15 protein-coding genes are annotated in these 19,928 nt (G+C 65.7%); 9 read left to right on the top strand and 6 right to left on the bottom strand.

What is annotated here, in order from left to right:
- Positions 1 to 2: 2 nt before the first annotated feature.
- From HHL13_RS07655 to HHL13_RS07645, 3 genes are all read right to left on the bottom strand, one after another.
- Complete coding sequence (locus HHL13_RS07655; protein ID WP_169555114.1) at positions 3 to 752, bottom strand: CsgG/HfaB family protein; 750 nt, start codon at positions 750 to 752, stop codon at positions 3 to 5.
- Positions 753 to 894: 142 nt separating this feature from the next.
- On the bottom strand, positions 895 to 1,380 hold the full coding sequence (locus tag HHL13_RS07650) for a phosphoglycerate mutase family protein (protein ID WP_169555113.1): 486 nt from the start codon (positions 1,378 to 1,380) through the stop codon (positions 895 to 897).
- Between the two features lie 61 nt (positions 1,381 to 1,441).
- On the bottom strand, positions 1,442 to 3,211 hold the full coding sequence (locus HHL13_RS07645) for a radical SAM protein (RefSeq protein WP_206376865.1): 1,770 nt from the start codon (positions 3,209 to 3,211) through the stop codon (positions 1,442 to 1,444).
- 106 nt (positions 3,212 to 3,317) lie between these two features.
- Between HHL13_RS07645 and lepA the strand changes: the two genes are divergently transcribed.
- A complete protein-coding gene (gene lepA / locus HHL13_RS07640; protein ID WP_169555112.1) occupies positions 3,318 to 5,114 on the top strand; it encodes a translation elongation factor 4 in 1,797 nt (598 codons plus the stop codon).
- 3 nt (positions 5,115 to 5,117) lie between these two features.
- Here the strand turns inward: lepA and HHL13_RS07635 are convergent, their stop codons facing one another.
- A complete protein-coding gene (locus tag HHL13_RS07635; RefSeq protein WP_169555111.1) occupies positions 5,118 to 7,349 on the bottom strand; it encodes a hypothetical protein in 2,232 nt (743 codons plus the stop codon).
- A 19-nt stretch (positions 7,350 to 7,368) separates the two neighbouring features.
- Positions 7,369 to 9,072 carry a molecular chaperone HscC gene (locus tag HHL13_RS07630; RefSeq protein WP_169555110.1) on the bottom strand — a complete coding sequence of 568 codons (1,704 nt, stop codon included), beginning with the start codon at positions 9,070 to 9,072 and terminating at the stop codon, positions 7,369 to 7,371.
- 302 nt (positions 9,073 to 9,374) lie between these two features.
- Here HHL13_RS07630 and HHL13_RS07625 point away from each other — a divergent pair, with 302 nt between their 5' ends.
- The 3 genes from HHL13_RS07625 (at position 9,375) to HHL13_RS07615 (ending at position 14,789) form a co-directional block, all read left to right on the top strand.
- Positions 9,375 to 11,075 carry a hypothetical protein gene (locus HHL13_RS07625; RefSeq protein ID WP_169555109.1) on the top strand — a complete coding sequence of 567 codons (1,701 nt, stop codon included), beginning with the start codon at positions 9,375 to 9,377 and terminating at the stop codon, positions 11,073 to 11,075.
- A 154-nt stretch (positions 11,076 to 11,229) separates the two neighbouring features.
- Positions 11,230 to 13,740 carry a DegT/DnrJ/EryC1/StrS family aminotransferase gene (locus HHL13_RS07620; RefSeq protein WP_169555108.1) on the top strand — a complete coding sequence of 837 codons (2,511 nt, stop codon included), beginning with the start codon at positions 11,230 to 11,232 and terminating at the stop codon, positions 13,738 to 13,740.
- Positions 13,740 to 14,789: a glycosyltransferase gene (locus HHL13_RS07615; RefSeq protein ID WP_169555107.1), complete on the top strand. Its 1,050-nt coding sequence runs from the start codon at positions 13,740 to 13,742 to the stop codon at positions 14,787 to 14,789. The genes HHL13_RS07620 and HHL13_RS07615 overlap by 1 nt, the downstream gene beginning before the upstream one ends.
- A gap of 140 nt (positions 14,790 to 14,929) precedes the next feature.
- Here HHL13_RS07615 and HHL13_RS07610 read toward each other — a convergent pair whose 3' ends face one another.
- Positions 14,930 to 15,412 carry an Lrp/AsnC family transcriptional regulator gene (locus tag HHL13_RS07610; protein ID WP_169555106.1) on the bottom strand — a complete coding sequence of 161 codons (483 nt, stop codon included), beginning with the start codon at positions 15,410 to 15,412 and terminating at the stop codon, positions 14,930 to 14,932.
- A 122-nt stretch (positions 15,413 to 15,534) separates the two neighbouring features.
- Between HHL13_RS07610 and HHL13_RS07605 the strand changes: the two genes are divergently transcribed.
- The 5 genes from HHL13_RS07605 to HHL13_RS07590 all read left to right on the top strand — a co-directional run bounded on the left by HHL13_RS07605 (position 15,535) and on the right by HHL13_RS07590 (position 19,926).
- Complete coding sequence (locus HHL13_RS07605) at positions 15,535 to 16,257, top strand: EamA family transporter (RefSeq protein WP_240953648.1); 723 nt, start codon at positions 15,535 to 15,537, stop codon at positions 16,255 to 16,257.
- Positions 16,209 to 16,403 (top strand): EamA family transporter, encoded by a 195-nt coding sequence (locus HHL13_RS22500; protein ID WP_240953647.1) that lies wholly within the window; start codon positions 16,209 to 16,211, stop codon positions 16,401 to 16,403. The genes HHL13_RS07605 and HHL13_RS22500 overlap by 49 nt, the downstream gene beginning before the upstream one ends.
- A gap of 123 nt (positions 16,404 to 16,526) precedes the next feature.
- Entirely contained in the window at positions 16,527 to 17,207 is a 681-nt protein-coding gene (locus HHL13_RS07600; protein WP_206376863.1) for a VWA domain-containing protein, read from the top strand.
- Positions 17,207 to 17,986: a PP2C family serine/threonine-protein phosphatase gene (locus tag HHL13_RS07595; protein WP_169555105.1), complete on the top strand. Its 780-nt coding sequence runs from the start codon at positions 17,207 to 17,209 to the stop codon at positions 17,984 to 17,986. The genes HHL13_RS07600 and HHL13_RS07595 overlap by 1 nt, the downstream gene beginning before the upstream one ends.
- Positions 17,983 to 19,926, top strand: coding sequence for a hypothetical protein (locus tag HHL13_RS07590; RefSeq protein ID WP_169555104.1), 1,944 nt, complete (start codon positions 17,983 to 17,985; stop codon positions 19,924 to 19,926). Before HHL13_RS07595 ends, HHL13_RS07590 begins: the two co-directional genes overlap by 4 nt.
- Positions 19,927 to 19,928 lie beyond the last annotated feature (2 nt).

The raw sequence follows: 19,928 nt of genomic DNA, 5'->3' as shown, positions 1-19,928 counted from the left end.
GATCAATATTCGCCGGGGGGAAGTCCGCCGAGCTGCTGCACCAGCTTGATGTACGCGTCGAGGTAAGCCAGCACGATCACCTGGCCAATCTCGGTATTCTGGTAGCTGCTGGCGCCCGCCGCGCCGAAGCCGCCCCACCAGCCCGCGCCGCCGCCGGCGCCCCAGCCGATATCGGTCTTCCGCGCATAGCCTTCGACCACATATTCCTCGGTGGTGCGCGAATCGACCATCGAGAGGGTGACGTTGGCTTCCTTCTTCTTGACGTTGATGCCGCCGACCACCGCGCCGACGCGGCCGCCGATCAGGCCGCCGACGAGGCCGCCGACATTCATCCCGCCGGAATTGCGGTTGCCAGAAACGATGTCCGGCTCGAGCAGATAATCCGCGGCGCGGACTTGGCCCTTGCCCATGTTCGAACCGCGCTGCAGTTCGCCCTGATCGGCGAGCGCGCGCTCCATCGCGCGGCTGTTCATTGCGCGGCCGCGATTGACGAGGGTGAAGCAGCCCGACTGCTGGACGAAGACCTTCAGGATCGCCTCGGGGCTGCCGAGGTTCATCTCGCGCCACCACTGGTTCTCGGGAGGGACCATCGCGATGGTGCCGAGCGGGCGGGCGCAGCGCGGAATCTCGCGCGTGCCGCGTTCCTGCGCCTTGCGGCCCGAAGACTTGCCCTTGGTGACCTGCGCCACGGCCGGCGCGGCGGTGACGGAAAATGCGGTTACGGCTGCGATGGCCAGAATCAACTTACGCATCGGCGAATCTCCTCCTGCAAACACCCTCGCGATCCGGCTGTTTTCCGAAGCCGGTGACGCGGACGAAATCTCTTAGCAGAGCGAAAAGTGACGGGGTAGTTCCAGCGACAAGATTGCGACGGAAAGCTGTTCCGGATTTCGCTCAATAGGTCAGCTTCTCCCGAATGGTCTTGCCTCCCGATACGGCCCAGACATCGCCGAAATCGGGATGGGCCAGATCCGCAGGCCGCTCGCCGCCCAGTTGATCGACGATATCGGGCACGGTGTTGCTGTGCCCGACGATCAGCACCGGACCCTTCTCAGCCTTGACCCGGGCGATGAGGGCAGGGGTGTCGCGCGGGTCGTAGAGCGTCAGTTCGATCCCGCGCTCCACCGCCAGCGGCCCGGCGGTCTGTCGGGTGCGCTTGAAGTCGCTGACATAGATCGCCGCCAGCGGCTTGCCTTTGAACCAGGCGATGACGGCCTGCGCACCCTTTCGGCCCTGTTCGGTCAGATCCGGATCGCGCTCGCCCGCCGGGGTGTCGAGGTGGCGCATGACATAGTTGGGCGCCGGCTCGTTGCCCGCGATTACCGCGCTTCCCCCCAGCGCACACAGCGCCGCCGCCAGCATTCCGATCAGTTTCCGCATCAGCCTCTCTCCCTTGGGGATGGTGGTGCCCAACTCCGAAGGGCTTCGCAATGAGGCGCGATCAGGCCGCCGCTGCGGTTTCGTTGGGCGGCCGTACCCGCGTCTCGCGAACCACGGCTTCGGCACCGCCACGCGTTTCCTGGAACAGGCCGAGGCTTTCCAGCTCATCGTCCGCCGGGGGAGATATGGAAAGGTCCATATAGTCCCAGCGGTCCGGCGCGGCGAGAACGCGTTTCAGCACCTGCTTTTCCCGCCGGAATCCGTTCAGATAGCGGGCGATCTTGATCAGGCTGTCGGTCCAGTGGCGCGGATAGAAGATCAGCGGGTTTTCCAGCTTTATCCCCGGACGGCGCGAGCGGCGGCGCTTGCGGCGGATCACGCCGCCTTCCAGCGTGTGCACCTTCTCGTGCGAATAGAGCATCCGGAATTCGTTCATATACTGGAGCGCCCGCCTCGGGCTGCCATTGGCGCGCCGGGCGTGGCGCTTCGCCACCCGCTCCATATGGTCCCAAGTGAAATAGGCATCCCATGCCGCCTGATAGGCGTCCTCCCATTCGTTGTCGGACATCTTCGGGTGGTGCGACACGCGGTGGTGGAGATCGTATTTGTTGAGGTCGGGATCCATCCATTGGCCCGAATAGAGCAATTTGCGGTGATCCTCAGAGCCCGGGAGGGGCGTGAGGATGAAGAATTCGAGGATGTCGATCGGTAGTTCGCGCTTGATGATCTCGATATCGTGGAGGATCGATTCCTTCGTATCGCCGGGGAAGCCGAGGATATAGCCGGCCAGCAGGAAGCAGCCGCGTTCGTGCCACATCTGCATCATGTGGCGATATTCGGTGATCTTGTTCTGGCGCTTGTTGGCAGCGATCAGATTGTCCGGGTTGATATTCTCCAGCCCCAGGAACACGCGCCACGCACCGGCCTTCGCCGCCTTGTCGATGAAGCCCGGGATGCGATGGCACATCGTGTCGACCTGGATCGTCAGGTGCACTGCCATGCCTTCTTCTGCCCTCAGGCGGATGAGGGTGTCGAAAAACTCCTCCCAATGCTTGTTGCGCGCCAGATTGTCGTCGGTGACGAAATAGGCCTTGATCCCCTGCGCGTAATTCTCGCGGATCATCGTCTCGAGATCTTCAGAGGAACGGAAACGGCTCTTGCGGCCCTGCACGTTGATGATCGTGCAAAAGCTGCACTGGAACGGGCAGCCACGCCCCAGATCGAAGCTCGACCAGGGCGCCGAGGTCTTGATCGCCTCGCGCGGCAGCCAGGGCGTAGGGGCGCCCGCCAGGTTCGGCAGGTCGTCCATATAATTGTAGATCGGCTTCAGATCGTCGTGCCACGCATCGACGAACAGCTGGTCGAGCCGGCCTTCCTCGGCCTCCCCCGCGAAGATCGAGCAGCCCAAGTCGAGCGCTTCCTGTATCTCCCCCGGAATCTCCTTCAGCATCGAGAGACAACCGGAGATGTGGAAGCCGCCGATCACCACGGGCAGTCCTTCCGCGCGGAACTCGCGGGCGAGATCGAGCGCATGGAGATACTGGTTCGACTGGACCCCGACGAGCCCGATCAGCGCCCTTGATCCCCGCTTGCGGATCGTCCGCGCCATCTTTCGCGGATCGATATGCGTGTTGCATTCGTCGATCGGCGTCAGGTTGATGCTCACATCCGGACCGAGCACCTTTCGTCGCGCGGCGTCGCGGCCGAGCCCGTTGAGCGCAGCGAGCGAGTTGGATGGAAGAACGGTGCGCCACCACACGATCGGATAGCCATCGTCGTCATAATGCGATGGCTTGATCATGATGAAGTCGAAGTCGGTGGGATTACGCATCAGCAGGCCCCCCTCGAAGAAATGTTTCTACTTTATTTCAGGGGAATATGAAAGCGCCGCCTAGCCTCTTCGCATTCGGCGCACCGCCTGCTAACGCGCGCGGATCATGGCCACCGAACTCTCGCTCATCCGCAATTTCTCGATCATCGCGCACATCGACCACGGCAAGTCGACGCTCGCCGATCGCCTCATCCAGACCACCGGGGGCCTGCAGGCCCGCGAAATGTCGGCGCAGCTGCTCGACAATATGGATATCGAGAAGGAGCGCGGCATCACCATCAAGGCGCAGACCGTGCGCCTGAACTGGAAGGGCCATGTCCTCAACCTGATGGATACGCCGGGTCACGTCGACTTCGCGTACGAGGTCAGCCGCTCGCTCGCCGCCTGCGAAGGCGCACTGCTGGTGGTCGACGCGGCGCAGGGCGTCGAGGCGCAGACGCTGGCCAACGTCTATCAGTCGATCGAGCATGATCACGAGATCATCCCGGTCATCAACAAGATCGATCTCCCCTCGGCCGAACCCGAAAAGGTGCGCAACGAGATCGAGGAGATCATCGGCATCGACGCGTCGAACGCGGTGCTTTCCAGTGCCAAGTCCGGCATCGGCATCGAGGATATCCTTGACGCGGTGGTCGAGCGCATCCCGGCGCCCAAGGGCGACAAGGACGCGCCGCTCAAGGCGATGCTGGTCGATAGCTGGTACGATCCGTATCTCGGCGTCGTCATTCTGGTCCGCGTGATCGACGGCACGATCAGGAAGGGCCAGCAGATCAAGTTCATGGCCGCGGGGACGACCCACCTGATTGACCGCGTCGGCGCCTTCACGCCCAAGATCGAGCAGCTTCCGGACCTCGGCCCCGGCGAGATCGGCTTCATCACGGCGCAGATCAAGGAAGTCGCGCAGGCCCGCGTCGGCGACACGCTGACCGACGCCAAGCGGCCTGCGCTCGAAGCACTGCCGGGCTTCAAGGAAGTCCAGCCGGTGGTGTTCTGCGGCCTGTTCCCGGTCGACGCCAACGACTTCGAAAAGCTGCGCGAGAGCATTTCGAAGCTGCGGCTGAACGACGCCAGTTTCTCGTTCGAGATGGAAACCTCGGCGGCTTTGGGCTTCGGCTTCCGCTGCGGCTTCCTCGGCCTGCTGCATCTGGAGATCATCCAGGAGCGGCTGATCCGCGAATATGACCTCGATCTTATCACCACCGCGCCGTCGGTGGTGTATCAGATCGAGCTGACGCACGGCGCCGGGCATATCGAGCTGCACAATCCCGCAGACATGCCCGAGCCGAACAAGATCGAGAGCATCGCCGAACCGTGGATTCAGGCGGTGATCTACACCCCCGACGAGTATCTCGGATCGATCCTGAAGCTGTGTCAGGATCGCCGGGGTATCCAGAAGAACCTGACATATGTCGGCGGCCGCGCGCAGGTGACCTACGAACTGCCGCTCAACGAAGTCGTGTTCGATTTCTACGACCGGCTGAAGTCGATGTCGAAGGGCTATGCCAGCTTCGACTATGAGCAGATCGGCTATCGCGAAGGCGATCTGGTCAAGATGGGCATTCTCGTAAACGAGGAGCCGGTCGACGCGCTCAGCATGATCGTCCACCGCGCTACTGCCGAAGTGCGCGGCCGCGGCATGGTCGAGCGGCTGAAGGAACTCATCCCGCGCCACCTGTTCAAGATCCCGATTCAGGCAGCGATCGGCGGCAAGGTGATTGCGCGCGAGACGATCAGCGCGATGCGCAAGGACGTGACCGCCAAATGCTATGGCGGCGACGCGACGCGCAAGCGCAAGCTTCTGGAAAAGCAGAAGAAGGGCAAGGCGAAGATGCGCGAATACGGCTCGGTGCAGATTCCGCAGGAAGCCTTTATCGCAGCGCTGCGGATGGGCGACGAGAACTAAGCCCTACATCTTGCGCATCAGCGGCAGCCCGCGTTTGCGGGGCAGGGCGAGGATGGCTTCCATCAGGGCGATGCGCCCCGTGCATTGGCGGGCGATGGGGCCCGCGGCAGTGGTCGCCTTGCTGAACTGATCCTCGCTGAGCCGCGAGCGCCGCATCGCATCGGCCACGACATCGCCCGGCACCATGAAGTTGCGGTCGACAGTCTGTGCGTTGGGCGATGGTGCACGAGCGCTCAGCAACGTGCGCGCCATTAACGCCCTTTCGCGTTCGAGCAGCGCTTCGGAGAAGGCGAAGTTCGGGCCGGAGACGCGGCTGCTTTCGAGGAATCGCACGCAATCTTCGGAGCTGGTCGCGGAGAGGGTTCGAGCGACGTCGATCACCAATCGGAGATGATCGGCCAACAGTCCCGCATCGGCCTTGCCTATCCCCTCGGTGTACCATGACCGAAGCAGCGCGCGGACGTTCGGTGCCAGGGTAAAGCTGGGACCGTCGGGCTCTCGGTCACGCAGCCATTGCGCCTTGAGCGCCACGGCCAGCGGCGTATTGCGTTTCGTGATCGTCGACATGTCGATCCCGTCGCCCAGCATGTCCTTCAGGATCGCATCAAGCTCGGCATCGGCATTTGCGAGCGGTGGTTGAACGCTGACGTCCACTGATGACGGGACTGCTGTGGCCGGACGGTAATCTGAAGATTCCATATTGGTGCAGGCACGTACGATCAGAAACAACGCGAATAGCAGCGGGGCGACCCAGCCGCCGAGGTTGGCGCCGCCACCGCTACTGCCACCGTCCTCCCACAGGGACACGCGATAGCCGTCGAAACAGCCTTCCAGATCGGGATAATCGCGCCGGACGATCGTCAGCAGGTCACGTACCTTGCGCCGGCCGACAAAGCCGCGCCGCGATCCTTCTCCGGCAGGTCGCACCAGTTCGCCCCACGCCGCGTGCAGCGGATGCCCGTGCTGCTGCACGGCATCCATGAACTCCAGCATCCGGAAGCGCTGGGTAATCGTTGCGATCGACCAGCTCTGCGAAATGGTGCCATCGCTCGCCAGCCAGCCGAAGAACCGTGTGACTGGCCTCACCAGCGGGTCGGAAACAGGGGACGTGTGCGCGATCAGATCGCTGAACCAGCGCTCGGCATCCGCGAAATAGGCGACTTCCTGCAACCGGGGGTCGGCGCTGAGTGCCTGCCAGTGCGCGAGCATCTCCTGATTCTGTTCGGGGGTCGGCCAGCCTGATTCGCCGTGAAACGAATGAAGCAGGCTGGCCAGCGCGCCGGCATGGGCATTGGCCTGTTCCGGCGTCAGTCCCGCCCAAGGCGAGGGCCGCGCTTCGGGTCCGTCTCCGCCCGGCAAAGGCACCGGATCGGCATCGCCAACGGCTGGATCGAAGCGCGGGCCCGATACCGGATCGTTGATCGCCATGCCTCGGGGCGCCGGTTCTGGCCGCTGCCATTCGGGGCCGCTGTCGGGCAGGGGGATAGTGATGCCCGGCGGCGCCTCGGGGATATCCACCCGAGGTGGACTGAGGGGGTTTTGCGCCTCCCGTTCGGACGCCGTGGATGCCGGACCGGGGCGGATCGCGGGATCGGTGGCGTTGCCGTAACGGCCGACGTCGCGCAGCCGCGCATTGATGAAGTCGATCGCGGGGCTGATGTGCGTCGCGGGATCGGCGCCCGCGTCCCAGCCGAAATGGCGCGCGCTGCGCAGCAATATCGCGTCCGACGCGGGCCATGCGCGGGCCAGCAGATCGGCCAGCCAGCGCTCCACATCGGCGTGGAAGCCGACCTGTTCCATGCGCGGATCGGAAAGGATCGGATCGAGCCACGCGTTCAGCTCACGCTCGTCGTCCTGACCTGGCGTCGCATTGCGCCGCTCGCCGTCCGGGAAGAGGAAACCGGCAAGCGCGTGAAACTTGTCGTCCTGACCGGCATCCGCCAGCGGCGTGGCGGTGCCGGTGATGGGATTATAGCTGTATCCCGCAGCGGGCTCGCCGGACCATTCTTCGGCCTCCCAGTCATAATCGTCGTCGCTGTCGTCATCGTCCGGCAGATCGACCCATTGTGCCTGTATTTGCGCGGCGTCATAGGCTTCGCGCAGCGCGATGAATGCCTGCGGATCGGTTTCCGGATCGATTGCCTTGAGCTTGCGCGTATAGGCAACGCGGATCGCGCGCAGGTCGCTGATCGGCTCGATCTCGAGGATGGCCCAGCAGGGGTCGCGGTATTTCATCGCGCGAAGGTGTCGCGGCTCACAGGAAGCGCTCGCCCTCAAGACTGTCGAGTGCCGTCACGAGTTGCTCGCGCGCTTCGCGGATGGTGCGCGGGTCCTGCGAATCCAGCGCGCCGTCGAAGGTGGACAGCCATTGGCCGACAATGTCGCGTTCGCGGCCGAGAAAGCTCTCGTAGCAGCGCGCGGCGCGGGCGCGGACGGCGGCGTTTTCGCTCTCCTCGCGCGGATGGACCTTGATTGCGGCAAGCGCATCGCGGCGTTCGGCGATCTGTTTTTCGGTCAGCGGATCGGACTGGTCCATGATCACGAGGCTGCGCGTCACGCCGGTAGAGGGTACGCTGACATCGACGTCGAGCATTCCGCTGGTGTCGTAGGTGAAGCGGCACTCGATCGACACCTCTCCACGCGGCTTCGGCGGCACCTGAATGCGCATCTCGCCCAGTTTGACGTTGGACGCGACCTCGCGCGCTTCGCCCTGATAGATGCCGAAATGGATCTCGCGCTGGTTGTCGGCCAGCGTGTGGTAGCTGTTCACCCGGCTGGCGGGGATCGGCGTGTTGCGATCGATGATCGGCGAGAAGATGCCTTCGCGATAGCCGCCGCGCCCATCGCCCTCGGCGACTTCGATGCCCAGCGTGAAGGGGCAGACATCGGTCAGCCGCACCTCATCCAGCGCGACGTCGCGGCTCAGCAACCCGGCCTGCACCGCCGCGCCGAGCGCCACCGCATGGTCGGGATGGACGGTTGCATTGGGGAAGCGGCCGAACATCCGGGTGATCGCCTTGCGCACGATCGGCATCCGGGTCGATCCGCCGACCAGCACGATCTCGCTCAGCGTCTCGACGCGGATGTTCGAATCGCGCAGCGAACGCAGGACGGGATCGCGCAGCCGCTGGAGCAGCGGCGCGCAGGCTTCCTCCAGCGCCGAGGCATAGACGGTCGTGGCGAAGCTCTCGTCCTTCCACACGATCGCGAATTCGGCTTCGTCGCTTTCGCTCAGCTTGCGACGGGTCCGTTCGGCGGCGGCGCGGAGCAATTCGGCGAGGACGACCGGATCGGCCTTTTCGAGCTTCTTGTCCGGATCGATCCGCGCACGGACCAGATCGATCAGCCGCTCGTTGAAATCCTCGCCGCCCAGCCGGTTGTCGCCCGACGAGGCGCGCACCTCGACCACCCCATCGAACACTTCGACGATCGACACGTCGAACGTCCCGCCGCCAAGATCGAACACCAGGAACGGCTCCTGCTCGCGGGTCTGGATGCCGAAGGCGAGCGCGGCGGCGGTGGGTTCGTTGACCAGCCGCTTCACTTCGAGGCCCGCCAGATCGCCCGCGCGCCGCGTGGCCTTGCGCTGGCGGTCGTTGAAATAGGCAGGGACGGTGATGACTGCGCCGGTGACGGTTTCGCCGGTGAACGCCTCCGCATCGGCCTTGAGCTGGCGCAGCACCAGCGCAGAGAGTTCCTCGGCGTCGAACTTGCGCTTGCCCAAGGTCACCGACTGCTGGGTGCCGATGAAGCGCTTGAAGGCAGTGACGGTGTGCTTGGGATGCGTCGGCTGGCGTTCGCGCGCGGCCAAGCCGATCAGCGCCTCGCCCGTGTCGGTGATGCTCACGGCGGAGGGGGTCAGCAAGTCGCCCAGCGCATTGGGCACCAGCACGGACTCGCCGTCGCGCCAGATTGCAACGGCACTGTTGGTGGTGCCCAGATCGATACCGATAATCACAGATGTTCCCCCGTCTGCGCGCAGGTTAGCGGCGGACCCTGAGATTCGCCAGAACCGAAGCGGCATCGCAACGGAACAATCGGCAGCGAAACAATTCACGCCGAATCCGACTGTTTAGCGTTGGGACGGAATGCGATTTCCATGATAGCCACTGCGCGGGGCAAGACGCTTCGGCGCGCACGATGCGCGGCCGGCAATGGCGCACGGTTTCTCCTGTTGGGTAGGTCGCGTTCCCGTTCGTGAACCGAGGGGGCTCGCCGGCTTCTGCCGTGCCGCTCCCGCATCCTCGCTTGGGAGAGGCCATGCTCACGCGCTTTCGAACTACCGCCACGCTGATGCTGGCGCTCATGCCCGCGCTTGCGGGCTGCAAGTCCGCCACGGAGTCCAACTCCACCGCCGCCACAACCACCGCGACGGCGGGAACGCCGGTCGCCAGCCCGTGCAGCGGCGTCTGGCCGGCCTATTGGCAGGATCCGGCGTTCGACAAGGTCGGCATGTGGCAGGGACAGACGGTCAGCAACACGCCTGCGGCTCAGAAATGGGATCCCTCCAACCCCGAATATACCAACGCACCGTTCCGGCTGGCCGATGCCTATTCGCAGGGCACGCCCGACGATGCGTCGAAACAGCCGTGGCGCGACGGCAAGTTCGACGCGCTGTTCGCCGCGGGCACCTCGCAGGCGGACAAGGCCAAGCTCTCCGAAGCGTTCGGCTGGGCGATCATGGATTACATCCAGGAGGGCAATGTCGATTCCGGCAACATCAATACCGACTGGGATCTGTGCAACAACAAGAAGCGGCAATGGTTCAACATGCCGTTCCAGACCTATGAAGTGCTGTCCGGCCGCGAATTCGTTCACGGCCTGACCCGCGAAGCGCCGGTGACGTTCAGCGTCGCGAGCCAGGCGGCCCCGCTGGGCACCACCGTCTGGGCAGTCGGCTTCTACAACGGCAACGCCGCGCCGACGCTTGCTTCGGTGTGGAAGGCCGACGGCACCGCCACGATCCCGACCGACAATCTCGCATTCGCCGATGGTACGGTGATCGGGAAGCTGCTGTTCACCACCGCCACGCCGGCGAATATCGGCTTCCTCGAGAATATGCCGGCCTGGACCGCGAACCTCAGCACCGGCAGCGCGGGCGGCAGCAACCCGACCTTCTGCACGCCGCCCAAGGGCGCGACGATGCCGCAGCAGAGCAAGCTGTGCCAGCGCAAGCTGGGCAAGGTTACGCTGATGCAGTTCGACATCGCGGTGCGCGATTCGCGTTCGCCCAGCGGCTGGGTGTTCGGTACCTTCGTCGCCGATGGCCAGTTCAAGGCGGGCGAGAAGAATCCGTGGCGGCGCATCTCGCTGCTCGGCCTGATGTGGGGCAACGACACCCCGCCGGCGGGCCAGCTTGCCTCGACCTTCCCGGCCGATCCGCGCAAGAACGGCTTTGCGGACGGGGTGATCTCGTGGGGCGTCGTCGACCGGCTCAATGCATCGGGCGGATCTAGCATCGCGCAGCGGCCGGGCCATCTGGGGTGCAATTCGCGCCTGAACGGGCCGGCGGACAACGTCGCCAGCTCGTGCACCTCGTGCCACCAGACGGCATCGGTGCCCGACGCCAATGGCTTCACCCCGCCTTTGCTGTCGCAGTTCGGTAGCAACCTGACCCCGCAATGCGCCGCGCCGAACGCGCCGGTGAGCCAGCAAAAGGGCAACGTCACCTTCGCGCAGATGGACAGCATCTATTTCGCGAACGGCAAGTGCGCTTCTCCCTTCCAGGACAAGATCAATGGCGTCTGCATCTTCGGGCCGAACATCCCGAACTATGAGAGCAAGCGGAGCGAGTGGATCTCGACCGACTTCTCGCTGCAGCTCTCCGGGGCACTGGTCTCGTGGAACGAGTGGCAGGGCGACCTGAAGGCCGACCAGGATGCCAAGGCACAGAAGGGCGGCCTGGAATCGATGGCCTCACCTCGCGTGTTCCGCGCCGAAGTCCCCGAACGCGGGGAATGACGCTGCGGTAACTGGCAAGGGGGTTCCATTCGTCACGGCGGATGGAACCCCTTTTCTTTGCCCGCCCGAAATCGGTTTGGCCGTTATTTACCGTTTCTAAGCCCCCTTTACCTAGGGTCTCGCCCCACTGACTTTGCGCATGGGGAGAAACGCATTGGATCGGCTGCCGCTGATCGCACCGCAGCCGCCACGGCTGAGCGAATTGCAGGACGAATTGCGCGCGGTCGAGGATCGCGGAATCTATTCGAACGGCGGGCCGGTGGTGCGCGGGTTCGAACGCGACCTGCGCGACGGGATGCTGGGCGGGCAGGGCGATTGCCTCGCGGTGGGCAACGCCACGCTGGGGCTGATGCTGGCGATCCGCCATGCCGCCGGGCCGCGTGCTGGGCGCGGCATGTTCGCGCTGATGCCGGGCTTTACCTTTGCCGCCACGGCTCATGCCGCCGAATGGGCGGGCCTCACCCCGCTGATCTGCGATGTCGATCCAGGCGACTGGGCCGCGGCCGAGGCGGCGGAAGCCGCCGCGTTCGACCGCTATGGCGATCGCATCGCGGTGGTGGTGCCCTATGCGACCTTCGGCGCGTCGATCGATCTGGAGCGCTATCGCGGCTATACGAAATACGGCACCGGCGTGGTGGTCGATGCGGCAGCATCGCTCGGCGCGCTGGACGCGGAGGGCAAGGCGTTCGGCGCCGGAGCGCCCTTCGCCATCGTCTGTTCGATGCACGCGACCAAGGTGTTCGCCACCGCCGAGGGCGGCCTGATCCATTCGGGCGATACCGGGCTGATCGAACAGCTTCGCCGCATGACCAATTTCGGGTTCGCGGGCGGCCGCTCCGCCGAGGGGCCAGGCTTCAACGCCAAGCTGCCCGAAGTGCTCGGCGTGCTGGCGGCGGAGAAATTGAAGACGATCGAAGCCGTCGCGGATCACCGCGCGATGCTCGACCGCACCTATCGCGACCGGCTGGCCGGGTTCGCGACCGAGAACGGGTTCGAATTTCAGGTCCAGCATGGCCGCCGTCAGGCGGTCCAGTGCCAGTCGATCCTGTTGCCGCGCGAATTCGCCGGGCACCGCAAGGGCATCTGCGCGGCGCTGGCGGAGCAGGGCATCGGCACCGGCCAGTATTTCAGTCCGCATCTGGGCGAACAGCCCTGGTTCCGCGCCAATGCGGTGATCGAGCCGCTGCCGGTGTGCGACGACGTGTCGGCGCGCATCCTCTCGCTGCCGGTGACCGACAGCATGACCGAAAGCGACGTCGACCGGGTCTGCGAAGCGCTGATGGACGCCTGTGCACGCCTGGGCCGCGATCATGTGAGCCGCGAGCGTCGCGGCAGCTTCGTTCACTCCGCGCTGATCGTTGGCGGCGGGCCGGCGGGCACCGCGCTGCTGACCGCGGCGACCAAGCAGGACCGGCTGACCGAACTGGCGCAGGGCGGTCTGGCGGTGGTCGAGCGGGACGCCGTGCTCGGGCGCGGCGCGATCGGCAATTATGCGATCACGTCGGACAGCACGGCCGAGACCTTCCTGACCGCGGTGAAGGGCAATGTGCATGGCGATGTCGCCGCGCTCGAAAGCCATTTGAGCGGGCAGGAGATCGCGCTGCACAAGGGCGGCACGATCGGCGTGCCGCTCCATCGCACGACGCCTTTCCTTGAAGCGACCGGCGTACGGCTGGGCGAGATCGTTGTCGAGAATGGCGGCTATGTCGCGACGCACAGCGAAGTGACCGAGGCACGGCGGCAGGCCGACGGCACATGGGCGGCGCGGGTGCGTAACCTGACGACCGGGCAGGAGCGTGTGATGCGCACCGCCAGCATCGTCATCGCCACCGGCGGCTACCAGTCGCGCGAGCATATCGAAGCCGAGCAGGTCGCGGGCGGCACGCTGGGCGAACTGGCGGGCAACCGGCTGATGCTGGGCGACGATTTCCTCGCCATCGGCGGGGTGGACCGGTTGCGTGAGCGGACTGCGGGCAACCGCGCGCCGCGTATCGCGATCATCGGCGGATCGACCAGTGCGATGGCGGCGGCGGCGCTGCTGCTCAAGGCATCGCCCGCGCTGGAACTCGGGGCAGGGGCTTTGTCACTCTATCACCGGCGCCCGCTGCGGCCATTTTACCATTCGGTCGAAGCGGCGTGGGACGACGGCTTCACCGATTTCGGGCCGGACGATGTCTGCCCGGTCAGCGGCTTCGTCTATCGCCTTGCCGGGTTCCGGCTGGAAGCGCGCGAGCTGATCCTGCGTATGCTGGCGGTGGGCGGGCGTGTGCCCGATCCGCGCTTGGCGCTGCGGATGATCGGCGGGAACGAGGACGAGATCCGCGCGGAGATCGCCAATGCCGATGTGGTGATCGGCGCACTGGGCTATCGCCCCCGCGCGCTTGCGCTGTTCGATGTTCATGGCCAGCGGATCGTGCTCAACGCCGATGCGCCGGGCCGTCCCCGGCTGGTCGACCAGCAATGTCGCGTGCTCGATGTCGAAGGGCATCCGATTTCCGGCGTCTATGGCATCGGCCTCGCTTCGGGGCATGTGCCCGATGGCAGACTGGGCGGCGAGAGCAGCTTCAGCGGCAAGGCCAATGGCCTGTGGCTGTGGCAGAACGATATCGGCCTGATGATCGTCGATCAGCTGCTGGAGCGCACCGAAGCGCGCAAGGTCGCCTGATGCCGACGGTCTCCGTGATCATGGCCGCGTATAACGGCGCGGCGCTGCTGCCCGAGACGCTGGCGAGCCTGCTGGCGCAGAGCTTCACCGACTGGGAACTGATCGCCGTCGACGATTGCTCGAAGGACGACACGGTCGCTGTGCTCGAGAGCTACGGCGATCCGCGCATCCGCGTGATCCGCGCCGGGACCAATGGCGGGCCGGTGGTCGCGCGCAACATCGCCTTCGCCGAAGCGCGGGGCCGCTACTGCGCGGCGCTGGATCAGGACGATATCTGCCTGCCGGAGCGGTTCGCGAAGCAAGTCGCGTTCCTCGACAATGATCCGGAGACCGTGCTGGTCAGCAGCGCCGCCTGCTTCCTCGAAGACGGGGAACTCAGCCCCGGCACCTGGCCGCGTCCGCTGACGCCCGAACTGATCGACTGGCTTATGCTGGTGCAGAATCCGATGGCATGGTCGTCGGTGATGTTCCGCACCGACGCCGCGCGCCGCCTGACGCCGTTCGAGCGGCCCGAGATGCGCTATGTCGAGGATTTCGATTTCTATTACCGCATCCGCCAGTTCGGCCGCCTCGCCCAGATCGACGAGGAACTGCTGCACTATCGTATCCATGACGGCGGCGCGTCGAACGTCTTCAACGGCACGATGCGCGACCATGCCCGCAAGCTGCTGCGCGAGCGGCATATCGAGTGGCTGGGCGAGGATTCGCCCGATTTCACGCCGCTGCTGATCGAGCATGTGATGGCGCGCGAGCCGGTGCCCGATGGCGAGACGCTGGCCCGGCTGTTCCAAGGCATCGCACTGCTGCGCGTGGCGTTCGAGGCGCGCGCCAGGCCCGACCGGCGCACCGCGGTGCTGATCGACCGTGAAATCTCCCGCCTCTGGTGGCGCCTCTGCCGCGCCGGCGTCCGCTCGGGCCGCATCGCGCTGCATCAGGCCGTTGCGCGCTGGCCGCAGGGCGTTTCGATGCAGGATGGCAGCGTGACCGATCTGGCGGTCAGTCAGGTGATCGGCGGGATGCGTGCCGTGAAGCGAGGTCTGCGCGGTTAGAGTCACGCAAAGTTGACGCAAAGTTGACACTATCGCGCGTTCGGAAGACCGGGGTTTCGAGATTTCAAGGAGCGGTCCCAAACCTCCGGGCGCGCTGAGCCAAGCAGTTGACATCCAACATTTCAAGCCTCCCGGCGCGCCTAGTCGTTCGCCGCGACCGGCACGGGGCTCAACTCCTTGATCTGGCGGATGACGACGAGCGTCTGGAAGTTCCGCACGCGCTCGTCGATGACGAACAGGCGTTTGACGGTCTCGTCGTAGCTTTCCATGTCCCGCGCGACCATGCGGACCGCCAGGTCGTGGTCGCCGGTGACGTTCCACGCCTCCAGCACCTCCGGTTCGGCGCGCAATACGGCCATCATATCTTCCATCGTATGCGCGCGTTCGCGTTCCAGCGTGACCAGCACGATCATCGAGAGCGGCCAGCCGAGTGTCTTTGGCCGGACGATGGCGACCTCGCGCTGGATCACGCCGGTCTGACGCAGGCGACGGATGCGGCGATAACAGGCGGGGACCGACAGCCCGACCGCTTCCGCCAGCGCGGCCATCGCCTGCTGGGCGTCCGCCTGCATCAGGCCGAGCAGTTTGAGATCGAACGAATCCAGATCGCGATTTCTGATCATTAGGGTAGTAATACGCGATAAATTTTATCGAGTCTGCGTTAAAATAGAGCGCGTTTATCGCGAGGAGGGGGTAGCTTCGCCCGCATCAGTTCCCGTCCGAGTATTCCATGAACACACCAACCGTGCTGCGGGTCGCTTCCACTCGTTTCGATCTCGTCGCCATCGGTGCGCTGTTCGCGGCGATCGCTTCGATCGCCTGTGGCGCTTCGGTGGCCAAGGGGCTGTTTCCCCTCGTCGGTCCGGATGGAGCGGCGGCCATCCGCCTGATCATCGGCGCGGCGATCCTGACGGCGATATTCCGCCCGTGGCGGCTGAACCTGCGCCTCGAATGGCAGTCTTTGCTGGTGTACGGCCTCGCGCTCGGGGCAATGAACTTCGCCTTCTATCAGGCGCTGACTTATATTCCGCTGGGCGTCGCCATAGCGATCGAGTTCATCGGACCGCTCGCCGTTGCGGTGCTGACGTCGCGGAGGAAATCCGATTTCGTGTGGATCGCGCTCGCGGCCGGCGGCCTGCTGCTGCTCCTGCCGCTGTGGCGCGGCGCCGATCATCTCGACTGGCGAGGGATCGCGCTGGCGCTGCTGGCGGGCCTGTTCTGGGCAATCTACATCCTTGCGGGCAAGCGGGCCGGCAATGCGCACGGCTCCGGTGCGGCCGCCGCCGGGATGCTGATCGCTGCTGTCTTCGCCGCGCCCATCGGCGTCGCCCATGTCGGGGCGGCGCTGCTCCGGCCCGAGGTGCTGGCGCTGGGTCTGGCCGTGGGGTGCTTTCCAGCGCGCTGCCCTATGCCCTCGAGATGGTCGCGTTGCGCCGTCTTCCGGCGAATACCTTCGGTACCCTGTTGAGTGTCGAGCCGGCGGTTGGTGCGCTGGCGGGAATGATCTTCCTGCACGAGATGCTGACCACGACCCAATGGTTGGCGATCGGCCTGATCGTCTGTTCCTCGATCGGGGCTGCCGCGAATTCCAAATCAGCCGCGGTTCAATCCTGAGGGCAGGGACGTGTGCGTGCGCCTTGCGGCTCTCACGCATCTGCTTCATGATCCGCGCGGGGGCAGCGGCTATTCCGGTGCGTTTTGGGCGGGGGCGCCCGAGTTCGAGTGAAGGGGGTTGGCTTGAACCTGATTCCGGACGTCGCGCTAGCCGAGAATACGAGCCAGCGCCTGCCGTGCGTCGTTGTGCTCGACGGATCGACCTCGATGGCGGCGAACGATGCGATCGGCGCGCTCAACGAAGGGTTGAAGCTGCTCGAAGCCGACCTGAAGGCCGATGACGTTGCGCGCCAGCGGGTGCGCATCCTCGTGCTCCGCGTCGGTGCGCCCAACGATGTCGAGGTCGTCACCGACTGGGTCGACGCGATCGAGTTCGAAGCGCCGGAGATCGAAGCCAATGGCACGACGCCGCTGGGCGCGGGCGTCCGCCGCGCGCTCGACGAGATCGAGACCGAGAAGGCGCGCTACCGCGATCACGGCATTCCCTATAACCGCCCCTGGCTGTTCGTCCTGACCGATGGCGAGCCGACCGACCGCGACTGGGAAGACGCCGCCGACGAATGCCGCCGCGCGGAGGAAACGGGCCGCGTCTCGGTATTCTGCGTCGGCGTGGGCGATGCGAACATGGCCAAGCTGGCGCGCTTCTCGCCGCGCCAGCCGCTGGGGCTGAAGGGGCTGGCGTTCCGCGAATTCTTCCTGTGGCTCAGCCGCAGCGCGCGGGCCGGATCCAAGTCCGCGCCGAGCGAGAATATCCAGATGGCCGCCCCGTCGGACTGGGCGGTGGTCCCGGGACGCGCGGGGTAATGAGCCCGGCGGCCTGGCGTGTCGCTGCCGCCTCGGTCACTGGGGCTTATCATGCGTTTAAAGGGGACGCGTGTCAGGACCGCTATCGTCTTGAAGTAACGGCGGGAGGCGTCCTGATCGCAGTGGTTTCCGATGGCGCCGGGTCCGCGAGATTTGGCGGCGAAGGCGCTGCGATGGTGTGCGAGCACGTGACGACGGCGCTGGCCCGCGCGATCGGACGCGTCCAGCCCAAGCCGTCGCGGGCTCTGCTGCTGAAATGCTGCCGGGTGGTGCGCAGCGGCATCGAGGCTGCACGCGCGCAGGCGCTGAATGAAGTGCCGCCCGATGCCGGTCTGTACGATTATCATGCGACCTTGGTCGGGGCGGTGGTGCTGCCGGGGAAGGGTGGGATATTCTTCCATATCGGCGACGGAGCAGCGCTTGCTGTCGCGGCGGATGAGGGCCGCTGGGTCATGTCCGAACCCAGCAACGGCGAATATTCCTACGAGACCTATTTCTTCACCGAGGGTAATTGGCGGCGCAATCTGCGGTTCAAGTTGATCGAACCTGGGTTCGACACGATCTTCGTCATGTCCGACGGAGTCACCGATGTCGGCCTGAAGAACCATAGCTCCGGCCCGCAGCCATTCATGCCGTTCTTCGAGCCGATCGGACGATTCCTTGCCGGCGCTGGCCGCGAGGAAGGCGAGAAGGCGCTGACCGCCACGCTCGACAGCGACGCGGTCCGCGAGAAGACCAACGACGACAAGACGCTCGTCTGGGCGCAGGCGGCGCGGTGAGCGAAGTCTATCTCGGCCGCGGTGCGCGCAAGCGGATGCTCACACTGGGCAAGATGCTGGGCGAGGGGGCTGCGGGGAAGGTCTATGCGCTCGACGGCATGGCCGGATCGGCGGCCAAGCTGTACCACGACCCCACCGAAGCGAAGCGTTACGAGCCCAAGATCGAGGCGATGATCGCCGCGCCGCCCGACTTGCCACCGGCCGAGCATCAGGGCGGACGTTATCCGCAAATCTCATGGCCCGAGGCCAAGCTGTTCGATGCGAAGGGCAGCTTTATCGGCTTCCTGATGCCGGAGATCGATTTCGGCCGCTCGACCAGCCTGGTGAACCTGCTTCAGAAGAGCAGCCGCCGGATCGAGAAGCTCTCCGACTATTACGGCTATCGCGTGCTGGTGGCGCGCAATCTGGCGTCGGTCTTCGCCGAGCTGCACCGCGCCGGCCATCACATGATCGACATGAAGCCGGCGAACCTGCGCTTCTATCCCACGGTCAGCTGGATGGCGGTGGTCGATACCGACGGGTTCAGCATCCAAGGCAAGGCGGGGCGCATCGCCGCCGACGTGCTGTCCGACGAATATATCGCGCCCGAAAGCTGGAAGGTGCCGGCGAAGGAACTGGGTGAGGCGCAGGACCTGTTCGCGCTGGCGGTGATCATCTTCCAACTGCTCAACAACGGCGTCCATCCCTTTGCCGGATCGGCCGGCGGATCGGCGCAGGCGACCGATCTTCAGGCCCGCATCCTCGAGGGGCTCTATCCCTATGCGCTGCGCCCCAAGACCGGGCTGAGCCCCAGCGCGGCGAGCATCCACCGCATGTTTCGCCGCAACACGCGCGTGCTGTTCGACACCGCGTTCCAAGGGCGCGGGCCGCGGCCCAGCGCGGAGGAGTGGCGCGATCATCTCGACGTGCTGATGGGGCAGATGACGCCGTGCGCGGCGAAGCCCGAGGAGCATGTCCATTTCGGCGCGGGCTGCGGTTTCTGCGGGCATGAGGCGCGCGTCGCCGCCGCCAAGGCCCGGCCCGCGGTCAAGCGTACGCCGCCGCCGCGCCCGGCATATCGCGCGCCGACGGCTGGCGGTCCGGCGGCGGTCCGGTATCAGGGACAGGCGATGGCGATGAGCCTCCGCCCGGCGCGCGCCATGCCGTTCGCCGCGCCGATGCCGTCGCCTCGCCGCCGCACCCGCAGCAGCGGCTGGGGCGGCGTCATGATGCTCGTGCTGTTGCTCGGCGTGGGGCTGGTGACGCAGGATTACTGGCGGCCCATGCTGCCCGGCTTCGATGGCGTGGTGCAGGCGGCCGATACCGCGATCCCGCCGCTCGACGTGCCGGTCGTCTCGACCACGCCCGATGCCGAGGTGGCGAGCTTTGCCGAGCCGCGCGACTATCTCGTGCTGCCGACCGGTGGCGCGCTGACGGTGGCGCTGCGCAACGGGCCGGGGAACCGTTTCCCCGCGATCCAGCGGCTCAACCTCCATGATTCGGTGGTGGGCCGGGGGACGCGGGCGGGCGCGGACGGCAAGAACTGGATCTGGGTGACGCGGTCGAGCGACGGCGCGGCCGGGTTCCTTGCCGAGGATGCGCTGCTTCAGCGTGCGCAGCCTGGATCGCTCGCGGCGGTCGCGCCGAAGCTGGGATGCAATGAAGGCGGCGCGTGCGAGGAAGCGCCCACCCTGCCCAACAAGGGCACGATCGAGGCACGCTATGGCGAGTTGTTCGGTCAGGCGCAGGGTTATGACCGCGCCTATCTGGCCGATGGCCAGCGGCTGTGGGAAACCCAGCGCGCGCGGTGCGAGACCGATTCCGATCCCACGCCGTGCCGCAAGGCGCTCGACCTGCGCCGCATGGCCGATCTCGAGGGCTGGCGGCGCGCGGAGGCGGCGGGCGGAAGCGATGGCGATGCGGTGCGGCCCACGGCCGGATCGATCAGCAAGTTGCGCTGACC

Origin of the sequence: Sphingomonas sp. G-3-2-10 (assembly GCF_012927115.1) — a bacterium.
In the GTDB taxonomy this organism is placed as follows: Bacteria; Pseudomonadota; Alphaproteobacteria; order Sphingomonadales; family Sphingomonadaceae; genus Sphingomonas.
The sequence above is the reverse complement of the archived record's forward strand: the minus strand, read 5'-3'. Positions and strand labels throughout refer to the sequence as shown.

What these genes read in the sequence shown, in the direction of transcription:
- HHL13_RS07645 (WP_206376865.1), bottom strand. Translation starts at nt 3,211, where the DNA reads ATGCGTAATCCCACCGACTTCGACTTCATCATGATCAAGCCATCGCAT.
- HHL13_RS07625 (WP_169555109.1), top strand. Translation starts at nt 9,375, where the DNA reads ATGCTCACGCGCTTTCGAACTACCGCCACGCTGATGCTGGCGCTCATG.
- HHL13_RS07595 (WP_169555105.1), top strand. Translation starts at nt 17,207, where the DNA reads ATGAGCCCGGCGGCCTGGCGTGTCGCTGCCGCCTCGGTCACTGGGGCT.
- HHL13_RS22500 (WP_240953647.1), top strand. Translation starts at nt 16,209, where the DNA reads ATGGTCGCGTTGCGCCGTCTTCCGGCGAATACCTTCGGTACCCTGTTG.
- HHL13_RS07615 (WP_169555107.1), top strand. Translation starts at nt 13,740, where the DNA reads ATGCCGACGGTCTCCGTGATCATGGCCGCGTATAACGGCGCGGCGCTG.
- HHL13_RS07650 (WP_169555113.1), bottom strand. Translation starts at nt 1,380, where the DNA reads ATGCGGAAACTGATCGGAATGCTGGCGGCGGCGCTGTGTGCGCTGGGG.
- HHL13_RS07635 (WP_169555111.1), bottom strand. Translation starts at nt 7,349, where the DNA reads ATGAAATACCGCGACCCCTGCTGGGCCATCCTCGAGATCGAGCCGATC.
- HHL13_RS07655 (WP_169555114.1), bottom strand. Translation starts at nt 752, where the DNA reads ATGCGTAAGTTGATTCTGGCCATCGCAGCCGTAACCGCATTTTCCGTC.
- lepA (WP_169555112.1), top strand. Translation starts at nt 3,318, where the DNA reads ATGGCCACCGAACTCTCGCTCATCCGCAATTTCTCGATCATCGCGCAC.
- HHL13_RS07610 (WP_169555106.1), bottom strand. Translation starts at nt 15,412, where the DNA reads ATGATCAGAAATCGCGATCTGGATTCGTTCGATCTCAAACTGCTCGGC.